This is a genomic window from Saccharopolyspora cebuensis (genome assembly GCF_039542665.1).
In the GTDB taxonomy this organism is placed as follows: domain Bacteria; phylum Actinomycetota; class Actinomycetes; order Mycobacteriales; family Pseudonocardiaceae; genus Saccharopolyspora; species Saccharopolyspora cebuensis.
In genome coordinates, this window is the sequence record NZ_BAABII010000001.1 from 11,884 (window position 1) to 29,133 (window position 17,250).

A 17,250-nucleotide genomic window follows, 5' to 3' on the forward strand; every position below is an offset into this window, starting at 1 on the left:
GGCCCGGCCTAGCGCGATCGGCGGTCGGTGTCCGCCGACTCCTCTCGCTGCCCGCCCTCGTCGGTGCGCTCCGCGCCACCGCCGTCGGCCTTCTCCTCCGGTGAAGACCCGTCGTCCCGCGAAGACCCGTCGTCCCGGGCGGCCTCGTCGTCCCGGGCGGCCCGCTCCGCGCCGTCGTCCGGCGCGGGCTCCGACGTCCCGTCGGAGGAGTCGCCGCGGGTGCCCCACAGCAGCGCGGGGTCCTCCCGGCCACCGCGCACCAGCAGCAGGTAGGCCAGCGCGGCGAGCAGCACCGCGATGGAGGTGAACACGTTGATCCGGACGCCGAACACCAACGTGGCGGCGTCGGTGCGCATCATCTCGATCCACACCCGACCGGCCGTGTAGCCCGCGACGTAGAGCGCGAAGACCCGGCCGCGCCCCATCCGGAACCGGCGGTCGGCCCACACCACGAGCAGGCAGACGCCGACGTTCCACAGCAGCTCGTAGAGGAACGTCGGGTGCACCACGACGATCGGCGTCTGGTCCAGGGCGACGCCGGCGATCGGATCGGCCAGCCCCGTCTCCGGGTCGATCCGGCGGTAGATCTCCAGGCCCCACGGCACGTCCGTCGGCGCCCCGTAGAGCTCCTGGTTGAACCAGTTGCCGAGCCGCCCGATCGCCTGGGCCAGCACCAGGCCCGGGGCGATGGCGTCGGCGAAGGCGGGCAGCGGGATGCCCCGGCGGCGGCAGCCGATCCAGGCGCCGACCGCGCCGAGCGCCACCGCGCCCCAGATGCCGAGTCCGCCCTCCCAGATCCGGAAGATGTCCAGCGGGTTGCGGCCCTCGCCGAAGTACTTGTGCCAGTCGGTCGCGACGTGGTACAGGCGACCGCCGATCAGCCCGAACGGCACCGCCCACACCGCGATGTCGACGACGGTGCCCTCGCGACCACCGCGCGCCACCCAGCGGCGGCTGCCCCACCAGACCGCGACGATGATGCCCGCGATGATGCACAGCGCGTAGGCGCGCAGCGGGATCGGCCCGAGGTACCACACCCCCTGGGGCGGGCTCGGGATCGTGGCCAGATGGGTACTCGCCGAGGCGGCGACCGAGGCGCTCACGGCCACCACCGTAGCGGTCCGGTCACCCGGTACCGGTGGTGGGTGAGGGCCGGTGGGTGACGGGCCCGGCACCGCCCCCGCTCGGCGGCGGTGCCGGTGGCGGCCGCTCAGGCGAACCGCCGCCGCCGCGCGGAACCCGACGTCCTCAGCGCCCGCGCACGCCGTCGGCAAGGTCCGCGGCCAGCCGTGCGACGCCGTCCCGGCCCTCCCGCTCGGCGGCGGAGACGAAGGCCGAACCGACGATCACCGCGTCGGCGAACCCGGCCACCTCGGCGGCGTGCTCGCGGGTGCGCACGCCCAGGCCCACGCCCACCGGGAGGTCGGTGTGCGCGCGGGTGCGGTCCACCAGCCCGGCGGCCGCCGCGCCGACCGAGTCGCGGGCACCGGTGACGCCCATCACCGAGGTCGCGTAGACGAAGCCGGAGCTGGCCTTGGCGGTCATCGCCAGCCGCTCCTCGGTGGACGAGGGCGCGACCAGGTAGATCCGGTCCAGGCCGTGCTCCTCGGAGGCCGCGGCCCACTCGTCGGCCTCGTCCGGGATCAGGTCCGGGGTGATCACGCCGAGCCCCCCGGCCGCCTTGAGGTCGCGGGCGAAGGCCGACACGCCGTAGCGGTGCACCGGGTTCCAGTAGGTCATCACCACGGCGTGCCCGCCGCGCTCGGCGACGGCGGAGACGACGTCGAACAGGTCGCGCACCCGGAACCCGGCGCGCAGCGCGGTCGTGGCGGCGGCCTGGATGGTCGGGCCGTCGATCACCGGGTCGGAGAACGGGATGCCGACCTCCACGACGTCGCAGCCCGGCCGGTCACCGGTGCCCGCGAGCATCCCGTCGAGCAGCTCGACCGACCCGTCCACCGTCGGGTAGCCGGCGGGCAGGTAGCCGATCAGCGCCGCCCGCTGCTCCTGCTTGCACCGCTGGAAGACCTCGTCGAGGTTCACCGCGCCTCCTCCTCGTCGACCAGCCCGAAGTAGGTGGCCGCGGTATCCATGTCCTTGTCGCCGCGCCCGGACAGGCTCACCACGATGACGCCCTCCGGCCCGAGCTCCTGGCCCAGCCGCAGCGCGCCGGCCAGGGCGTGCGCCGACTCGATCGCCGGGATGATGCCTTCGGTGCGGGAGAGCAGCTGGAACGCCCGCATCGCCTCGTCGTCGCTGACCGAGTGGTACTCGGCGCGGCCGGAGTCCTTGAGGTAGGAGTGCTCGGGCCCGACGCCCGGGTAGTCCAGCCCGGCCGAGATCGAGTACGCCTCGGCGATCTGGCCGTCGTCGTCCTGGAGCAGGTAGGACCGGGCGCCGTGCAGCGTGCCGGGGATCCCCGCGGTCAGCGTGGCGCCGTGCTCGCCGGACTCGATGCCGTGGCCGGCGGGCTCGAAGCCGACCAGCCGGACCTCCGGGTCGTCGATGAAGCCGTGGAAGATGCCGATCGCGTTGGACCCGCCGCCCACGCAGGCCGCGACCGCGTCGGGCAGCCGACCGGCCAGCGCCAACGCCTGCTCGCGGGCCTCCTCGCCGATCACCCGGTGGAAGTTGCGGACCATCACCGGGAACGGGTGCGCGCCCGCCGCCGTGCCCAGCAGGTAGTGCGTGTCGTCGACGTTGGTCACCCAGTCGCGCAGCGCCTCGTTGATCGCGTCCTTGAGCGTGGCCGAACCGGTGGCCACCGGGATCACCTCGGCGCCCAGCAGCCGCATCCGCGCCACGTTGAGCGACTGCCGCCGGGTGTCGACCTCGCCCATGTAGACCACGCAGTCCAGGCCGAGCAGCGCGCAGGCGGTGGCGGTGGCCACGCCGTGCTGGCCCGCGCCGGTCTCGGCGATGACCCGCCGCTTGCCCATCCGCTTGACCAGCAACGCCTGCCCCAGCACGTTGTTGATCTTGTGCGAGCCGGTGTGGTTGAGGTCCTCGCGCTTGAGCAGGATCCGCGCGCCGCCCGCGTGCTCGGCGAACCGCCGGGCCTCGGTGAGCAGGGACGGCCGCCCCGCGTAGTCGCGCAGCAGCCGGTTCAGCTCGTCGACGAACGCCGGGTCGGCCTGCGCCTTGGCGTACTCGGCCGCCAGCTCGTCCTGCGCGGCGATCAGCGCCTCGGGCATGAACCGGCCGCCGTAGGCACCGAAGTGCCCGCGCTCGTCCGGGTCGTGCCCCTCGGGCACGGGCCTGCTGGGACGGTGCGCGCGAGCGGTTTCCGCACCGCTACCGGTCATGCGAAGCCTCCTGTCCTGCGGGCGGACGCCCACAACGGAGCCGGGCGGGCGCCCACCACCGGACACCCGCCCGAATCGATCTTGGTCCGGAGCCTACCGGCCCGGCCGCCGGGTCACCGGCTCGGTCGCGGGCACGCCGGGTGCGATCCCGCCGTCACGAGCTGGGTGACCGCCGATTTCGGGTTGTCGCTGGTCACCAGGCCCTCGCCGACCAGCACCGCATCGGCACCGGACCCGGCGTAGGCCATCAGGTCGCTCGGACCGCGCACCCCGGACTCGGCGACCTTGAGGATGTCCACCGGAAGCCCCGGGGCGATCCGGCCGAACACGTCCCGGTCCACCTCGAGGGTATGCAGGTTGCGGGCGTTGATGCCAATGACTTTCCCACCGGCCTCCAGCGCCCGGTCGGCCTCCTCGGCGGTGTGCACCTCGACCAGCGCCGTCATGCCGAGGGACTCGACCCGGTCCAGCAACGCCTCCAGCGCGTTCTGCTCCAGCGCCGCCACGATGAGCAGCACCATGTCCGCGCCGTGCGCCCGCGCCTCGTGCACCTGGTACGGGCTGACGACGAAGTCCTTGCGCAGGATCGGCGTGCCCGGCACCCGTTCCCGCACCGCGTCGAAGTCCGCCAACGACCCGCCGAAGCGGCGCTGCTCGGTCAGCACGCTGATCACCCGGGCCCCGGCCTCGGCGTAGTCGGCCGCCAGGTCCTGCGGTTCGCCGATCTCGGCCAGCTCGCCCTTGGACGGGCTGCGCCGCTTGACCTCGGCGATGACGCCGACGCCCGGTGCCCGCAACGCGGCGAGCACGTCGTGCGGTGGCGGCGCCGCCGCCGACCGCTGCTTGATCTCGTCGAAGGAGACGGCCGCCTCGCGGACCGCCATGTCCTCGCGGACGCCTTCGATGATGGAATCCAGAACGCTCACGCGAACACCTCGCAGGTCATGCCCCGAACACGCACCCGCGACGTCGCGCGGCTGAACGCATCGCGCTCGATCACGACACTCCCCTTCCCGCCGTGCCGTCGCTCATCCGATGCTAAACCCGCCCGCGGACCGGTCCTACCAAGGGGGCGGCCCAACGTCCCAGCGCAGCAAGGACCTTCCGCACTTGCCAGGACGCCCGCCGACGAACCCGGCACCCCGAAGACGACCCCGACGAGGTGAACGAGCCCCCCGGCACCGAATCCGACCGAACCGGGCGAAGCGGGCAGCCCCACCCGCCCAGGAGCCCCTCACCCGTTCGAGAACCATGTGAGGGGCCCCCTTGCCCAAGTAACCGGGACAAGGGTGCCCCTCACCTATGAACAACCCCCCACGAGCACCACCGGCACCACCACCAGGCGAGCGGCGAAGCCGCGTGCCCACGCACGCACAAGCGGGAACCACCGTCAGGCAAGCGGCGAAGCCGCTTCCGCCTTGCCCCACCCTCGCAACTGGCACCGCCGCGGGTTCTCAGCGGTCTTCTCGCGAGGACGCCCTGACGCTGTGTACGTGGTTGGTACATGAGGAAGGGCGCCCGGAGCGAGAAGGCCGCTGAGGTTCCGCCACCGGCACCGCACCAACGCGACCACCACACCTCTTCCCGACGAGAAGGCCGCTGAGGTCCCGCCACTTGCACCCCTACGCAACGGGACCACCACACCAAAATGACTCAGCGGTCTTCGGTCGGGTCCCTTCCTTCATCCAACTCATCCCACATCCGCCGCTGCGGATCGAGCGAGACGGTGGCGCGCTGCTCGCCCGGCGCGGCGTACTTGGCGCCCATCGCGGGCATCCGCCCGCCGCGCAGCACCACGAGCAGCCCGGCGCCGAGCAGCACCACGGAGCCGACCGACATCAGCAGCGGGCCGATCGGGCTCAGGCTGGGCTCGCCGATCGGCGTGCTGCCGGGCGGCAGGCCGGGCCCGGTGCCGGCGAACCAGCCGAAATCGATCTGCCCCACCGCCCGGTAGACCAGCAGCCCGCCTGCGACGACGACCAGCGCGCCGATGACCCGGCGCAGCCAGCCGCCGGTGGCCAGCACCGCGGCGACCGCGGCGAGCCCGGCCAGCGCCAGCGGCACCAGCTCGGGGCGCACGTCACCGCCCGAGGCGCCGACCCGGCGCTCCCCGCCGAACTGGAGCCGGAACGCCTGGCTGGCCCACTCGACCGACCCGGCGGCCCACAGCAGGCCGGCGCCGAGCAGCATCAGCAGCACCACCGACCACAGCAGGCGCTTGGACGGGCGCGGGCGCTCAGAGCGTGGCTCGGTGGTCAACCGTCTCCTCCGATCCGCGGGGGCTGCGCAGGGTTTCGGCGGTGGCGACCGCGTTGAGCACCGCGCGCGCCTTGTTCAGGCACTCCCGGTCCTCCGCGACCGGGTCCGAATCGGCCACGATACCGCCGCCGGCCTGCACGTAAGCCGTGCCGTCGCGGACCAGGGCGGTGCGGATGGCGATGGCGGTGTCGGCGTCCCCGGCGAAGTCCAGGTAGCCCACGACGCCGCCGTACTGGGCCCGCCGGGTCGGCTCCAGCTCCTCGATGAGCTCCAGCGCCCGGGGCTTGGGCGCGCCGGAGAGCGTGCCCGCCGGGAAGCAGGCGGTCACCGCGTCGAAGGCGGTGCGGTCGTCGGCGAGCCGCCCGGTGACCGTGGAGACGATGTGCATCACGTGGCTGTAGCGCTCGATCCGGAAGAAGTCCACCACGTGCACCGAGCCCGGTCGGCACACCCGGCCCAGGTCGTTGCGGCCGAGGTCGACGAGCATCAGGTGCTCGGCGCGCTCCTTCTCGTCGTTGATGAGCTCCTTCTCCAGCAGCGCGTCCTCGTCCTCGTCGGCTCCCCGCCAGCGGGTCCCGGCGATCGGGTGCGTGGTGGCCTGCCCGTCGCGCACCGTCACCAGCGATTCCGGGCTGGAGCCGACGATGTCGAACGGGGTGCCGCCGTCGGGTGCCTCCATCCGCAGCAGGTACATGTACGGGCTCGGGTTGGTGGTGCGCAGCACCCGGTAGATGTCCAGCGAGTCGGCGCTGGTGGACATCTGGAAGCGCTGCGAGACGACGACCTGGAACGCCTCGCCGTCCCGGATCGCCTCCTTCGCCCGCTCCACCGCCGCGTGGTGCTCCTCGGGGCTGCGGCGGCGCTCGAAGTCGGGGCTCGCGGCGGACAGGACGGCCACGGTCGGCGGCGCCGGGGTGCACAGCCGCTCGGTCATGTCGTCGAGCCTGCGAACCGCGTCGTCGTAGGCGGCGTCCACCCGCTCCGGGCTGTCGTCCCAGTTCACGGCGTTGGCGATGAGGGTGATGGTGCCCTCGTGGTGGTCCAGCGCAGCGAGGTCGGTGGCCAGCAGCATCACCATCTCGGGCAGCCGCAGGTCGTCCTCGGTGAGGTCGGGCAGCCGTTCCAGCCTGCGGACGATGTCGTAGCCGAGGTAGCCGACCATCCCGCCGGTCAGCGGCGGCATCCCGGGCAGCGGCTCGGTCTGCAGCAACCGGACCGACTCGCGCAGCGCCTCCAGCGGGTCGCCCCCGCTGGGCAGCCCGACCGGCGGCGTGCCGGTCCAGTGCGCGACGCCGTCCTTGACGGTCAGCGCGGCGGCGCTGCGCACCCCGACGAACGACCAGCGGGACCAGGAGCGGCCGTTCTCCGCGGACTCGAACAGGAACGTCCCGGGGCAGTCGCCCGCGAGCTTGCGGTAGACGCCCAGGGGGGTCTCGTCGTCCGCGAGCAGCCGCCGCACCACCGGGATCACCCGCCGCCCCGCGGCCAGCTCGCGGAACTCCGCACGTCCTGGGCTCGCACTGCCGAAATCACCGTCGCCGACCATGCCCGACATTGTGCCGCGCAGCCGGGGCCGGTCGGCGAGGACCCGTGCTTTGCCCCTCCCGCCCGCCACCGGCGAGGATGGACCGGTGAGCAACGGCACGCCCAAGCGGCGCGGACGGCGCCGCGGCGGGGAGGACACCCGGTCCGCGCTGCTGACCGCGGCGCGCGCGGAGTTCGCCGAGCAGGGCTACGACGGCGCCACGGTGCGCGCCCTCGCGGCCCGCGCCGGGGTGGACCCGGCGATGGTCAACCACTGGTTCGGCGGCAAGGAGGGCCTGTTCGCCGCCGCCATCGCGCTGCCGTTCGACCCGGCGGTGGTGATTCCGGCGCTGCTGGAGGGCGACCCGGAGCGGCTCGGCGAGCGGATGGTGCGGCGGTTCCTGGCGGTGTGGGACGACGCGGGCGGCGGCGAGTTCGTGGCGCTGGTGCGCAGCATCGCCACCCACGAGACCGCGGTCACCATGCTCAAGGAGCTGATCAGCACGGCGGTGTTCGCCAGGGTGACCGAGGCGCTGGGCTCCGACCGGCCGGCGCTGCGGGCCTCGCTGTGCGGCACGCAGATCGTGGGCCTGGGATTGGTCCGCTACGTCGTCCGGCTGGAGCCGCTGGCCTCGGCGGAGCACGACGTGGTGGTCGCGGCGATCGCCCCGAACCTGCAGCGCTACCTCACCGGGGACCTGAGCGACGTGCCGGGCTGATCAGCCCTCCGGCGCGAGCAGCACGTCGGCGTCGAAGCAGGTGTGGTCGCCGGTGTGGCAGGCGGCGCCCTCCTGGTCGACGATGAGCAGCACGGTGTCGCCGTCGCAGTCCAGCCGCACCTCGTGCACGTGCTGGACGTGCCCGGAGGTGGCGCCCTTCACCCAGTGCTCGCCGCGGCTGCGGGAGTAGTAGGTGCCGCGCCGGGTGGTCAGCGTCCGGTGCAGCGCCTCGTCGTCCATCCACGCCAGCATCAGCACCTGCCCGGTGCCGCGTTCCTGCGCCACCGCGGGGAACAGCCCGTCGGCACCGCGCTTGAGCCGTCCGGCGACGGCCGGGTCGAGTTCGCTCACCGGACCGTGATCCCTTCCGCGCGCAAGGCGTCCTTGACCTCGCCGAGGCGCAACTGGCCGAAGTGGAAGACGCTGGCGGCCAGCACCGCGTCGGCCCCGGCGCGCACCGCGGGGGCGAAGTGCTCGACGGCCCCGGCACCGCCGCTGGCGATCAGCGGCACCTCGACCACCTCGCGCACCGCGCGGATCATCTCCAGGTCGAACCCGGCCTTGGTGCCGTCGGCGTCCATCGAGTTGAGCAGGATCTCGCCGGAGCCGAGCTCCTGGCCGCGGGCGGCCCACTCCACGGCGCAGATGCCGGTGCCGCGACGGCCGCCGTGCGTGGTGACCTCGAAGCCCGACGGCGTCGGCTCGCCGCCCTCCGGCACCCGGCGGGCGTCCACCGACAGCACCACGCACTGCGCGCCGAAGCGCTGCGCGGACTCCCGCAGCAGCTCCGGGCGGGCGATGGCGGCGGTGTTCAGGCTCACCTTGTCGGCCCCGGCGCGCAGCAGGCGGTCGATGTCGTCGGGGCTGCGCACGCCGCCGCCCACGGTGAGCGGGATGAACACCTGCTCGGCGGTGCGGCGGACCACGTCGTAGGTCGTCTCGCGCTCCCCGGAGGAAGCGGTGACGTCGAGGAAGGTCAGCTCGTCGGCGCTCTCGGCGTCGTAGGCCCGGGCCAGCTCGACGGGATCGCCCGCGTCCCGCAGGTCGGTGAAGTTGACGCCCTTGACGACCCGACCCTGATCGACGTCAAGGCAGGGGATCACACGCACCGCGACGGCCATGCCTCCAGCGTAGACACCCCCCGCCACCCAGCACCCGCCACCCGTTCGGGACGTGGGTGCGGGGCACCTTAGAACCGCTTTCGCCGATGATCTGCGTGGCGGTGCGGGTGGCGGAACCTCAGCGGCCTTCTCGCTCCGGGAGCCGCTCCTGATGTACCAAACACGTACACGGCGTCACGGCTGTCCTCGCGAGAAGACCGCTGAGAACCCGCCGCGGTGCAAGCTGACGGCCTCACCGCATGCGGCTCCGCCGCATTCTGAAAGAACCGTTGCTCGGGCAAGGGTGCCCCTCACCCAGTTCACGTCGGGGTCAGCGGACGGCGGCGAGCGCTTCTTCCAGGGTGAAGTTGCCCGCGTAGAGCGCCTTGCCGACGATCGAGCCCTCCACGCCCTCGGGGGCCAGCCGGGACAGCGCGACGAGATCGTCCACGCTGGACACGCCGCCGGAGGCGATCACCGGGGCGTCGGTGCGGGCGCAGACCGCGCGCAGCAGCTCGATGTTCGGCCCGCGCAGGGTGCCGTCCTTGCTGACGTCGGTGACGACGTAGCGGCGGCAGCCCGCGGCGTCGAGCCGGGCCAGCACCTCCCACAGGTCGCCGCCGTCCTTGGTCCAGCCGCGCGCGGCGAGCCGGTGGCCCTGCTCGGTGATGCGCACGTCGAGCCCGACCGCGACCCGGTCGCCGTAGGTCGCGACGACCCGGTCGGCCCACTCCGGGTCCTCCAGCGCGGCGGTGCCCAGGTTCACCCGGCGGCAGCCGGTGGCCAGCGCCGCCTCCAGCGAGGCGTCGTCCCGGATGCCGCCGGAGAGCTCCACGTCCACGTCGAGCTTCCCGGTCACCTCGGCCAGCAGCTCGCGGTTGGAGCCGCGGCCGAAGGCCGCGTCCAGGTCGACCAGGTGGATCCACTCCGCGCCGGCGCGCTGCCAGGCCAGGGCCGCCTCCAGCGGCTCGCCGTAGGAGGTCTCGGTACCGGCCGCGCCCTGCACCAGGCGCACGGCCTGGCCGTCGGCGACGTCAACAGCGGGGAGGAGGGTGAAAGTCACCCCCCAACCCTACGAAACCGGCGTCCTCCACGGTCGCGGGGCCTGGGAGTTCGCCCGGGCAGGGGCTGCCGCCGGCGGTGTCCCGGTGGCCGAGCCGCCTGGCCGACGGCAGCGGCGGATCGCCGCGCGGCGCGTCCCGTCCCGCGCGAGCCGCTGACCCGCGGCCCGCACCGCCGCGGTTCTCCGCGGTCCGCGCGCGAGGTGGCCGGGCTCAGGTGCTCACAGCGAGCGCAGCCAGTTGGCCAGCAGCGCGGCCCCGGCCGCACCGGACTTCTCCGGGTGGAACTGGGTGGCCATCAGCGCCCCGTTCTCCACCGCGGCGACGAACGGCTCGCCGTGCTCGGCCCAGGTCACCCGGGGCGGCGCGAGCGGCTCCGCGGGCGCCAGCTCCCACCGGCGGACCCCGTAGGAGTGCACGAAGTAGAACCGGGTCCCCGGGTCCATCCCGGCGAACAGCACGCTGTCGGCGGGGGCCTGGACCTCGTTCCAGCCCATGTGCGGCAGCACGTCGGCGCGCAGCCGCTCGACGGTGCCCGGCCACTGCCCGCAGCCGTCGGCCGCCTGGTCGTGCTCGACGCCCCGGTCGAACAGCACCTGCATCCCGACGCAGATGCCCAGCACCGGGCGATCCCCGGCCAGCCGCTTGTCGATGATCCGGTCACCGCCGACCGCCAGCAGTCCCTCCATGCACGCGGCGAAGGCACCGACCCCCGGGACCACCAGGCCGTCGGCCTCGGCGGCGGCACGATGGTCCGCGGTCACCTCCACGTCGGCCCCGGCGCGTTCCAGCGCGCGCTCGGCGGAGCGGAGGTTGCCTGATCCGTAGTCCAAGATGACGACTCGTGCCACGGCTCCAGGTTACCGCCGGGCGCCGGTGCCCCCGCCCATGCGTCGCACCACACCCGGCCTCACCCGCCGAGGAAGGCGCCGATGGTGCCCGCCAGGGCGGCCGGACCGAGGCCGTGCGCCGCTTCGTGCTCGTCGGAGGTGCCGTAGGCGCGCAGCTCCCGGTCGCGCCGCACGCCCAGCGCCCGGATCCGGTGCGGCAGGTCCGCCAGCGCCTCGCCGACCTGCGCGGACGAGGTGCCGCTGAGGTAGGGCTCGACGAGCACCACCGCCGGCGCCGCGTCGTGCACCGCGGCCCGCAGCCCGGCGCCGTCGAACGGCCGGATCGTGGGGGTGTAGAGCACGGTGACGTCCAGCAGCGCCGTCGCGGCCAGCACCGGCCGCAGCATCGGCCCCACGGCGAGCACCACGCCCCGACCGCCCCGGCGGACCCGCTGCCAGCCCGGCCCGACGCCCAGCGCGGCGTCGTTCACCCGGTCCGACAACCGCAGGTACACCAGGTCGTCGCCGCGCAGGGCCGAGCGCAGCAGCGGCGCCACCTCGTCGGGGTGGCCCGGCACGTGCACGGTCCAGCCGGGCAGCGTGTCCAGCAGCGCGACGTCACCGGGACCCATGTGGGTGCGGCCGGCCGACGGGTAGTCGTAGGACGCGCCGGTCCCGACCAGCACGGCCCCGACGCCCTGGTGGTTGAGGTCGAGCTTGAGCTGCTCGAACGGCCGTTCCACCAGGAACGGGACGATGGTGTGCACGATCGGGCGCAGCCCGGTCAGCGCCAGGCCGCCGGCCACGCCGACCATCGCCTGCTCCCGGATGCCGACGTTGAGCACCCGGTGCGGGTGCCGGGCGGCGGCTCCGGTGAACCGGTCGGCGGAGATGTCGGCCAGCACCACGGCCAGCCGCTCGTCCTCGTCCAGCGCGGCGCTGGTGATCTCGGTGAAGGTCTCGCGCATGGTGATCATCGGTCGTCCTCCTCGGATTCGACCTCGGCCACGACCGCGAGCGGTCGGCCGGGGTGCTCGGCCAGCAGCGCGGTGGCCAGGGCGTCGTGGTCGCGGCCGTCGACGGTGGCGGTGGCCCACCCCTCGCGGGCGAAGCGCTCGGCGATGCCGCCTGGCCAGCCGTGGCTGGCGGAGCGGTTGTCCACCGCGACGGTGGTGAGCCGCTCCAGCCCGAAGCGCCCGGCCACCGCGATGGCCTCGTGGTTGCTGCCCTCGTCGAGCTCGGCGTCGCCGACCAGCACCACCACCCGGGGCCGGTGCCTGCCCCGGGCGCGGAGCCCGAGGGCGGTGCCGACGGCCAGCGGCAGTCCGTGGCCGAGCGAGCCGCTGCCGATCTCCACCCCGGGCACCAGCACCCGGTCCGGGTGGAAGCCCAGCGGGGAGTCGAACTCGCCCCAGCGGCCGAGGACCTCGGGCGGCACGAAGCCCTTCTCGGCCAGCACCGCGTAGTAGGCCATCGGCCCGTGGCCCTTGGAGAGCAGGAAGCGGTCGCGGTCCGGGTCGTCCACCCGGTCCGGGGCGACGTCGAGGACCCGGTCGTAGAGGACCCAGAGCACGTCCAACGTGGACGTCGCCGCGGCGGAGTGCTTCTCGTCGCCGGTCATGGCGCTCAGCAGCGGGCCGAGCGCGGCGTATCCGGTGGTCGAAGTGGTCATGAACCCAGGCTGATACTTCGAGCTAACTCGAAGTCAAGGCTGCTACGCTGACCGGGTGTCGACGCGATCGGGACTGCTGACCATCGGAGAGGTCGCCCACCGCAGCGGCGTGGCCCAGACCGCGCTGCGGTTCTACGAGCAACGCGGGCTGATCTCGACCACCCGCACCACCGGGAACCAGCGCCGCTACCAGCGGCACGTGCTGCGGCGGCTGGCCTTCATCCGGTCCGCGCAACGCGTCGGGCTGAGCCTGGAGCAGATCACCGAGGCGCTGGCCACGCTGCCCGCCGACCACGCGCCGACCAAGGCGGACTGGGCGCGGCTCTCCCGGCGCTGGCGCGACGAGCTCGACGCCCGCATCGACGGCCTGCAACGGCTCCGCGACCACCTCACCGATTGCATCGGCTGCGGCTGCCTCTCGCTGCGCTCCTGCGCCCTGCAGAACCCGGACGACCGCTGGGCCGAACGCGGCCCGGGAGCCCCACTCCTACGCCCCGCAGCCGACTCCCGGCAGACGTAGCCAGAACGCGCGAGCGCCGAAACCCACGCAACCACCGTCAGGCAAGCGGCGAAGCCGCTTCCGCACTACCCCACCCTCGCCACTGGCACCGCCGCGGGTTCTCAGCGGCCTTCTCGCGAGGACGCCCTGACGCTGTGTACGTGGTTGGTACATGAGGAAGGGCGCCCGGAGCGAGAAGGCCGCTGAGGTTCCGCCACCGGCACCCCTACGCAACCGGACCACGAACACCCTCCAGACGAGAAGGCCGCCGACAACTACTCCTCCCCCACCCACCGGTAGGCCATCTCTGGCCTCCCTGGCCCCCCGTACTGCGGCCGCCTCTCGGCCACCCCGGTGTCCACCAGGTACTCCAGGTAGCGGCGGGCGGTGACCCGGGAGACCCCCGCGGTGGTGCCGACCGCCCCGGCGGCCGCGCCCCCGGGTTCCGCGCGGAGGGCGGCGACGACCGCGGCCAGCGTCTCCTCGCTCATCCCCTTGGGCAGCGAGCTGCGGTCGATCTCGCGCAGCGCGGCGAAGGCGCGGTCGATCTCGCCCTGCCCGCTGGCGTCCCGGTCGTGCTCGAAGCTGGCCCGGAACCGCGCGTAGTGCTCCAGCTTCTCCCGCATGGCGGCGAAGGTGAACGGTTTGAGCAGGTACTGGACCACTCCGCTGGACACCGCGGCCCGGACGACCTTGAGGTCCCGCGCGGAGGTCACCGCGATCACGTCGGCGTCGCTGCCCGCGGTGCGCAGCGCCCGCGCGACCTGCAGCCCGTCCATGTCGGGCAGCCGCAGGTCCAGCAGCACCAGGTCGACGGGGGTCCGCTCGACGAAGCGCAGCGCGCCTTGCCCGGTGCGCACCCGCCCGGCCACGGCGAACCCGCTGACCCGCGCGACGTAGGTGGCGTGCGCCTCGCCGACCACCGGGTCGTCCTCCACCACCAGCACCGAGATCACCGGGCCACCTCCGCGGCGGGCAGCCGCACCTCGAACACCGCGCCGCCGTCGGCGCGCACCTCGATCGTGCCGCCGTGCCGCCGGACCCGCTGCCCGACCAGCGCGAGCCCCAGCCCGCGCCCGGCCCGCTTGGTCGACCAGCCGCGGTGGAAGATCCGCCGCACCACCTCGGCGTCCACCCCGGGCCCGTTGTCGGCGACCCGGAGCAGCAGGCCGTCGGGGCCGCCGCGCAGCGTCACCTCGACCCGCGGGTCGGGCACGTCGAGCACCGCCTCCACCGCGTTGTCCACCAGGTTGCCGACGATGGTCACCAGGTCGCGGGGGTCGATCCGGCCGGCGGAGTCGATGTCGGGCTCCTCGATCCAGCTCTCCTCGGTGAGCACCACCTCGACGCCCCGCTCGGCGGCCTCGGCGGTCTTGCCCAGCAGCAGCGCCGCCAGCACCGGCTCGCCGACCGCCCCGACCAGCCGGTCGGTGAGCCGCTGCGCGAGTTCCAGCTCGTCGGTGGCGAAGGCGACCGCCTCCTCGGTGCGGCCCAGCTCGATCAGCGACACGACCGTGTGCAGCCGGTTGGCCGATTCGTGCGCCTGGGCGTGCAGCGCCTCGGCGAACCCGCGCAGCGAGTCCAGCTCGCCGGACAGCGCCTGCAGGTCGGTGTGGTCGCGCAGCGTGACCACGGTGCCGAGGTCCCGCCCACCGCTGCGCACCGGGGAGACGTTGACCACCAGCACCCGGTCGTCGGTGAGGTGGACCTCGTCGCGGATCCGGCCGCCGCCCCGCAGCGCCTCGGCGAGCTCGTCGGGCAGCCCGAGGTCGTCGACCTGCCTGCTCTCCGCGTCGGGCACCGGCAGCAGCGCGGCGGCGCCGTCGTTGCACAGCACCACGCGGCCCGCCGGGGAGATCAGCAGCAGCCCTTCGCGGACGGCGTGCAGGATCGCCTCGTGGTAGCCGTACATCCGGTTCAGCTCGGCCGGGCGCAGGTCGTGGGTGTGCCGCCGCAGCCGGGCGCCGACCAGCCGGGTGAGCACCCCGCCGAGGGCCAGCGCGGCGACGGCCACCAGCACCAGCGCGGTGACCTGCCCGCGCAGCTCGGCGCTGAGCACGTGGACCCCGATGCCGACCGCGACGAGTCCGGTCACCCGGCCGGTGTCGCCGCGCACCGGCACCACGGCGCGCACCGACGGCCCGAGGGTGCCCGGGTAGGTCTCGACGATCACGCCGCCCGCCGCGGCGCGCTCGGTGTGCCCGAGGAACCGGTGCCCGAGCCGGGCCGGGTTCGGGTGGCTGTACCGGATCCCGTCCGGGGACATGATCGTGATGAATTCGACGCCGGTGTCCCGCCGCACCCGTTCGGCCATCGGTTGCAGCGCCGCGCTCGGGTCGGGGCCGCTGATCGCCGCGCGCACCCCCGGCTGGGCGGCCAGCGCGCGGGCCACCAGGAGCACCTGCTCCTGGGCGCTCTGCTGCGTCCGGCGCTGGGCGTCGAACCAGGCCAGGCCGGTCCCGGCGAGCACCACGACCGCGACCACGACGACCTGGAGGACGAAGAGCTGGCGGGCCAGGCTCCAGCCCGCGACTCCGCGCCCGGTTCGGCCGGAAGTGGACATGACGCACCCGTGAGATGAACGTGAACAGAATGTACAAAAGCGTGACGCCGACGATACTCGGCGCCGATAGTCACTCTCCGGCACCCGCCGTGACCTGGCACACGGCGGCCGTGCGTTCATTTCACCCGCACGAGGAGTAGTGACAGTGGCTAGCAATGACGCTGCGACACCGCGTCGTCGAGATCGGACGCATTATCTCTACATCGCGGTGATCGTCGCCGTCCTGGGCGGCATCACCGTCGGTTTCCTCGCCCCGGACTTCGGCACCGCGCTCAAGCCCCTCGGGACCGGCTTCGTCGACCTGATCAAGATGATGATCTCGCCGGTCATCTTCTGCACGATCGTGCTCGGCGTCGGCAGCGTCCGGCAGGCCGCGAAGGTCGGCAAGGTCGGCGGTCTCGCGCTGGGCTACTTCGTCGTGATGTCGATCGTCGCGCTGGTCATCGGCCTGCTCGTCGGCAACGTCCTGCACCCGGGCGAAGGGCTCCAGCTCACCGACGAGCTGCGCGGCCAGGGCGCCCAGCAGGCGGGCGGCGAGGCCGAGAGCACCACCGACTTCCTGCTCGGGATCATCCCGCAGACGCTGGTGTCGTCGCTGACCGAGGGCGAGGTGCTGCAGACCCTCCTCGTCGCGCTGCTGACCGGGTTCGCGCTGCAGTCGCTGGGTGAGAAGGGCGCGCCGATCCTGCGCGGCATCGAGCACATCCAGCGCCTGGTGTTCAAGATCCTGGCGATGGTCATGTGGGTCGCCCCGGTCGGCGCGTTCGGCGCCATCGCGGCGGTGGTCGGCGCGACCGGCGTCGACGCCCTCAAGGGCCTGGCCGTGATCATGATCGGCTTCTACATCACGTGCCTGCTGTTCGTGTTCGTGATCCTCGGCCCGCTGCTGTGGGCGGTCGCCCGGGTGAACATCTTCTCCCTGTGCCGCTACTTGGGCCGCGAGTTCCTGCTGATCGTGTCCACCTCGTCGTCGGAGGCCGCGCTGCCGCGGCTGATCGCGAAGATGGAGCACCTCGGCGTCAGCAGGCCGGTGGTGGGCATCACGGTGCCGACCGGCTACTCGTTCAACCTCGACGGCACCGCGATCTACCTGACGATGGCGTCGCTGTTCATCGCCGCCGCGATGGGCGATCCGCTGACCCTCGGCGAGCAGGTCTCGCTGCTGCTGTTCATGATCATCGCGTCGAAGGGGGCGGCGGGCGTCAGCGGCGCCGGGCTGGCCACCCTGGCGGGCGGGCTCCAGTCGCACCGGCCGGACCTGGTCGACGGCGTGGGCATGATCGTCGGCATCGACCGGTTCATGTCGGAGGCCCGCGCCCTGACCAACTTCGCGGGCAACGCGGTGGCGACCGTCCTCATCGGATCGTGGACCAAGGAGATCGACCGCGGCCAGATGCAGCAGGTCTTCGCCGGCAAGGCCCCGTTCGACGAGCAGGCCTTCGCCGACGACGGCCACGGCGGCGACGGCAAGCAGGCCGACGAGCAGGCGGCCGGCACCTCCCCGGCGGAAGCCCCCGCAGCGGAAACCATCACCACCCCGGACACCAAGGCCACCGCCACCCGCGAGTGACCCGCCGAACCAGGTGAGGGGCACCCTTGCCCAAGTTACTCGGGCAAGGGTGCCCCTCACTCACGACGCGAAAGGGTGACACTCCCACCCCGGACCGTCCATCGTGAACAGGTGAGGGGCACCCTTGCCCAACATACTGGGGCAAGGG

Annotated in this window: 17 protein-coding genes; 3 read left to right on the top strand and 14 right to left on the bottom strand. The window is 73.5% G+C overall.

All coding sequences use genetic code 11. The features are described from left to right. Positions 1-8: 8 nt before the first annotated feature. The 6 genes from lgt to ABD976_RS00065 all read right to left on the bottom strand — a co-directional run bounded on the left by lgt (position 9) and on the right by ABD976_RS00065 (position 7,110). Positions 9-1,103 (bottom strand): prolipoprotein diacylglyceryl transferase, encoded by a 1,095-nt coding sequence (gene lgt / locus ABD976_RS00040; RefSeq protein ID WP_345354993.1) that lies wholly within the window; start codon positions 1,101-1,103, stop codon positions 9-11. 145 nt (positions 1,104-1,248) lie between these two features. Further along, on the bottom strand, positions 1,249-2,043 hold the full coding sequence (gene trpA, locus ABD976_RS00045) for a tryptophan synthase subunit alpha (RefSeq protein WP_345354996.1): 795 nt from the start codon (positions 2,041-2,043) through the stop codon (positions 1,249-1,251). Further along, complete coding sequence (gene trpB, locus ABD976_RS00050; RefSeq protein ID WP_345354999.1) at positions 2,040-3,305, bottom strand: tryptophan synthase subunit beta; 1,266 nt, start codon at positions 3,303-3,305, stop codon at positions 2,040-2,042. The genes trpA and trpB overlap by 4 nt, the downstream gene beginning before the upstream one ends. A 113-nt stretch (positions 3,306-3,418) precedes the next feature. Continuing rightward, complete coding sequence (trpC, locus tag ABD976_RS00055) at positions 3,419-4,231, bottom strand: indole-3-glycerol phosphate synthase TrpC (protein WP_345355002.1); 813 nt, start codon at positions 4,229-4,231, stop codon at positions 3,419-3,421. 727 nt (positions 4,232-4,958) lie between these two features. Continuing rightward, positions 4,959-5,564: a Trp biosynthesis-associated membrane protein gene (locus ABD976_RS00060; protein ID WP_345355005.1), complete on the bottom strand. Its 606-nt coding sequence runs from the start codon at positions 5,562-5,564 to the stop codon at positions 4,959-4,961. After that, the gene (locus ABD976_RS00065) at positions 5,542-7,110 is read right to left on the bottom strand and encodes an anthranilate synthase component I (protein WP_345355008.1); all 1,569 of its coding nucleotides are present in this window, start codon (positions 7,108-7,110) and stop codon (positions 5,542-5,544) included. Before ABD976_RS00065 ends, ABD976_RS00060 begins: the two co-directional genes overlap by 23 nt. Positions 7,111-7,195: 85 nt before the next feature. Here ABD976_RS00065 and ABD976_RS00070 point away from each other — a divergent pair, with 85 nt between their 5' ends. After that, positions 7,196-7,807, top strand: coding sequence for a TetR/AcrR family transcriptional regulator (locus ABD976_RS00070; RefSeq protein WP_345355011.1), 612 nt, complete (start codon positions 7,196-7,198; stop codon positions 7,805-7,807). Here ABD976_RS00070 and hisI read toward each other — a convergent pair whose 3' ends face one another. From hisI to ABD976_RS00100, 6 genes are all read right to left on the bottom strand, one after another. Further along, entirely contained in the window at positions 7,808-8,158 is a 351-nt protein-coding gene (gene hisI / locus ABD976_RS00075) for a phosphoribosyl-AMP cyclohydrolase (protein ID WP_345355014.1), read from the bottom strand. Next, positions 8,155-8,928, bottom strand: a complete 774-nt coding sequence (gene hisF, locus ABD976_RS00080) for an imidazole glycerol phosphate synthase subunit HisF (RefSeq protein ID WP_345355017.1) — start codon at positions 8,926-8,928, stop codon at positions 8,155-8,157. The genes hisI and hisF overlap by 4 nt, the downstream gene beginning before the upstream one ends. Before the next feature lie 310 nt (positions 8,929-9,238). Then, positions 9,239-9,970: a bifunctional 1-(5-phosphoribosyl)-5-((5-phosphoribosylamino)methylideneamino)imidazole-4-carboxamide isomerase/phosphoribosylanthranilate isomerase PriA gene (priA, locus tag ABD976_RS00085; protein WP_345355020.1), complete on the bottom strand. Its 732-nt coding sequence runs from the start codon at positions 9,968-9,970 to the stop codon at positions 9,239-9,241. Between the two features lie 219 nt (positions 9,971-10,189). After that, positions 10,190-10,819 carry an imidazole glycerol phosphate synthase subunit HisH gene (gene hisH / locus ABD976_RS00090; RefSeq protein WP_345355023.1) on the bottom strand — a complete coding sequence of 210 codons (630 nt, stop codon included), beginning with the start codon at positions 10,817-10,819 and terminating at the stop codon, positions 10,190-10,192. 59 nt (positions 10,820-10,878) lie between these two features. After that, the gene (locus tag ABD976_RS00095; protein WP_345355026.1) at positions 10,879-11,775 is read right to left on the bottom strand and encodes a transketolase family protein; all 897 of its coding nucleotides are present in this window, start codon (positions 11,773-11,775) and stop codon (positions 10,879-10,881) included. Next, positions 11,772-12,470: a thiamine pyrophosphate-dependent enzyme gene (locus ABD976_RS00100; RefSeq protein WP_345355029.1), complete on the bottom strand. Its 699-nt coding sequence runs from the start codon at positions 12,468-12,470 to the stop codon at positions 11,772-11,774. The genes ABD976_RS00095 and ABD976_RS00100 overlap by 4 nt, the downstream gene beginning before the upstream one ends. A gap of 55 nt (positions 12,471-12,525) precedes the next feature. Here ABD976_RS00100 and soxR point away from each other — a divergent pair, with 55 nt between their 5' ends. Continuing rightward, positions 12,526-12,990, top strand: a complete 465-nt coding sequence (soxR, locus tag ABD976_RS00105; protein WP_345355032.1) for a redox-sensitive transcriptional activator SoxR — start codon at positions 12,526-12,528, stop codon at positions 12,988-12,990. A gap of 254 nt (positions 12,991-13,244) precedes the next feature. On the opposite strand, the gene ABD976_RS00110 is transcribed toward soxR, so the two are convergent. Together ABD976_RS00110 and ABD976_RS00115 are read right to left on the bottom strand one after the other, a co-directional pair. Next, the gene (locus ABD976_RS00110) at positions 13,245-13,925 is read right to left on the bottom strand and encodes a response regulator (protein ID WP_345355035.1); all 681 of its coding nucleotides are present in this window, start codon (positions 13,923-13,925) and stop codon (positions 13,245-13,247) included. After that, positions 13,922-15,532 carry a sensor histidine kinase gene (locus ABD976_RS00115; protein ID WP_345355038.1) on the bottom strand — a complete coding sequence of 537 codons (1,611 nt, stop codon included), beginning with the start codon at positions 15,530-15,532 and terminating at the stop codon, positions 13,922-13,924. The genes ABD976_RS00110 and ABD976_RS00115 overlap by 4 nt, the downstream gene beginning before the upstream one ends. Before the next feature lie 145 nt (positions 15,533-15,677). Here ABD976_RS00115 and ABD976_RS00120 point away from each other — a divergent pair, with 145 nt between their 5' ends. Then, on the top strand, positions 15,678-17,102 hold the full coding sequence (locus ABD976_RS00120; protein ID WP_345355041.1) for a cation:dicarboxylate symporter family transporter: 1,425 nt from the start codon (positions 15,678-15,680) through the stop codon (positions 17,100-17,102). Positions 17,103-17,250 lie beyond the last annotated feature (148 nt).

Coding starts and splice junctions, on each gene's coding strand:
- ABD976_RS00115 (WP_345355038.1), bottom strand. CDS start 15,532: ATGTCCACTTCCGGCCGAACCGGGCGCGGAGTCGCGGGCTGGAGCCTG.
- ABD976_RS00065 (WP_345355008.1), bottom strand. CDS start 7,110: ATGGTCGGCGACGGTGATTTCGGCAGTGCGAGCCCAGGACGTGCGGAG.
- trpB (WP_345354999.1), bottom strand. CDS start 3,305: ATGACCGGTAGCGGTGCGGAAACCGCTCGCGCGCACCGTCCCAGCAGG.
- ABD976_RS00095 (WP_345355026.1), bottom strand. CDS start 11,775: ATGATCACCATGCGCGAGACCTTCACCGAGATCACCAGCGCCGCGCTG.
- hisF (WP_345355017.1), bottom strand. CDS start 8,928: ATGGCCGTCGCGGTGCGTGTGATCCCCTGCCTTGACGTCGATCAGGGT.
- ABD976_RS00100 (WP_345355029.1), bottom strand. CDS start 12,470: ATGACCACTTCGACCACCGGATACGCCGCGCTCGGCCCGCTGCTGAGC.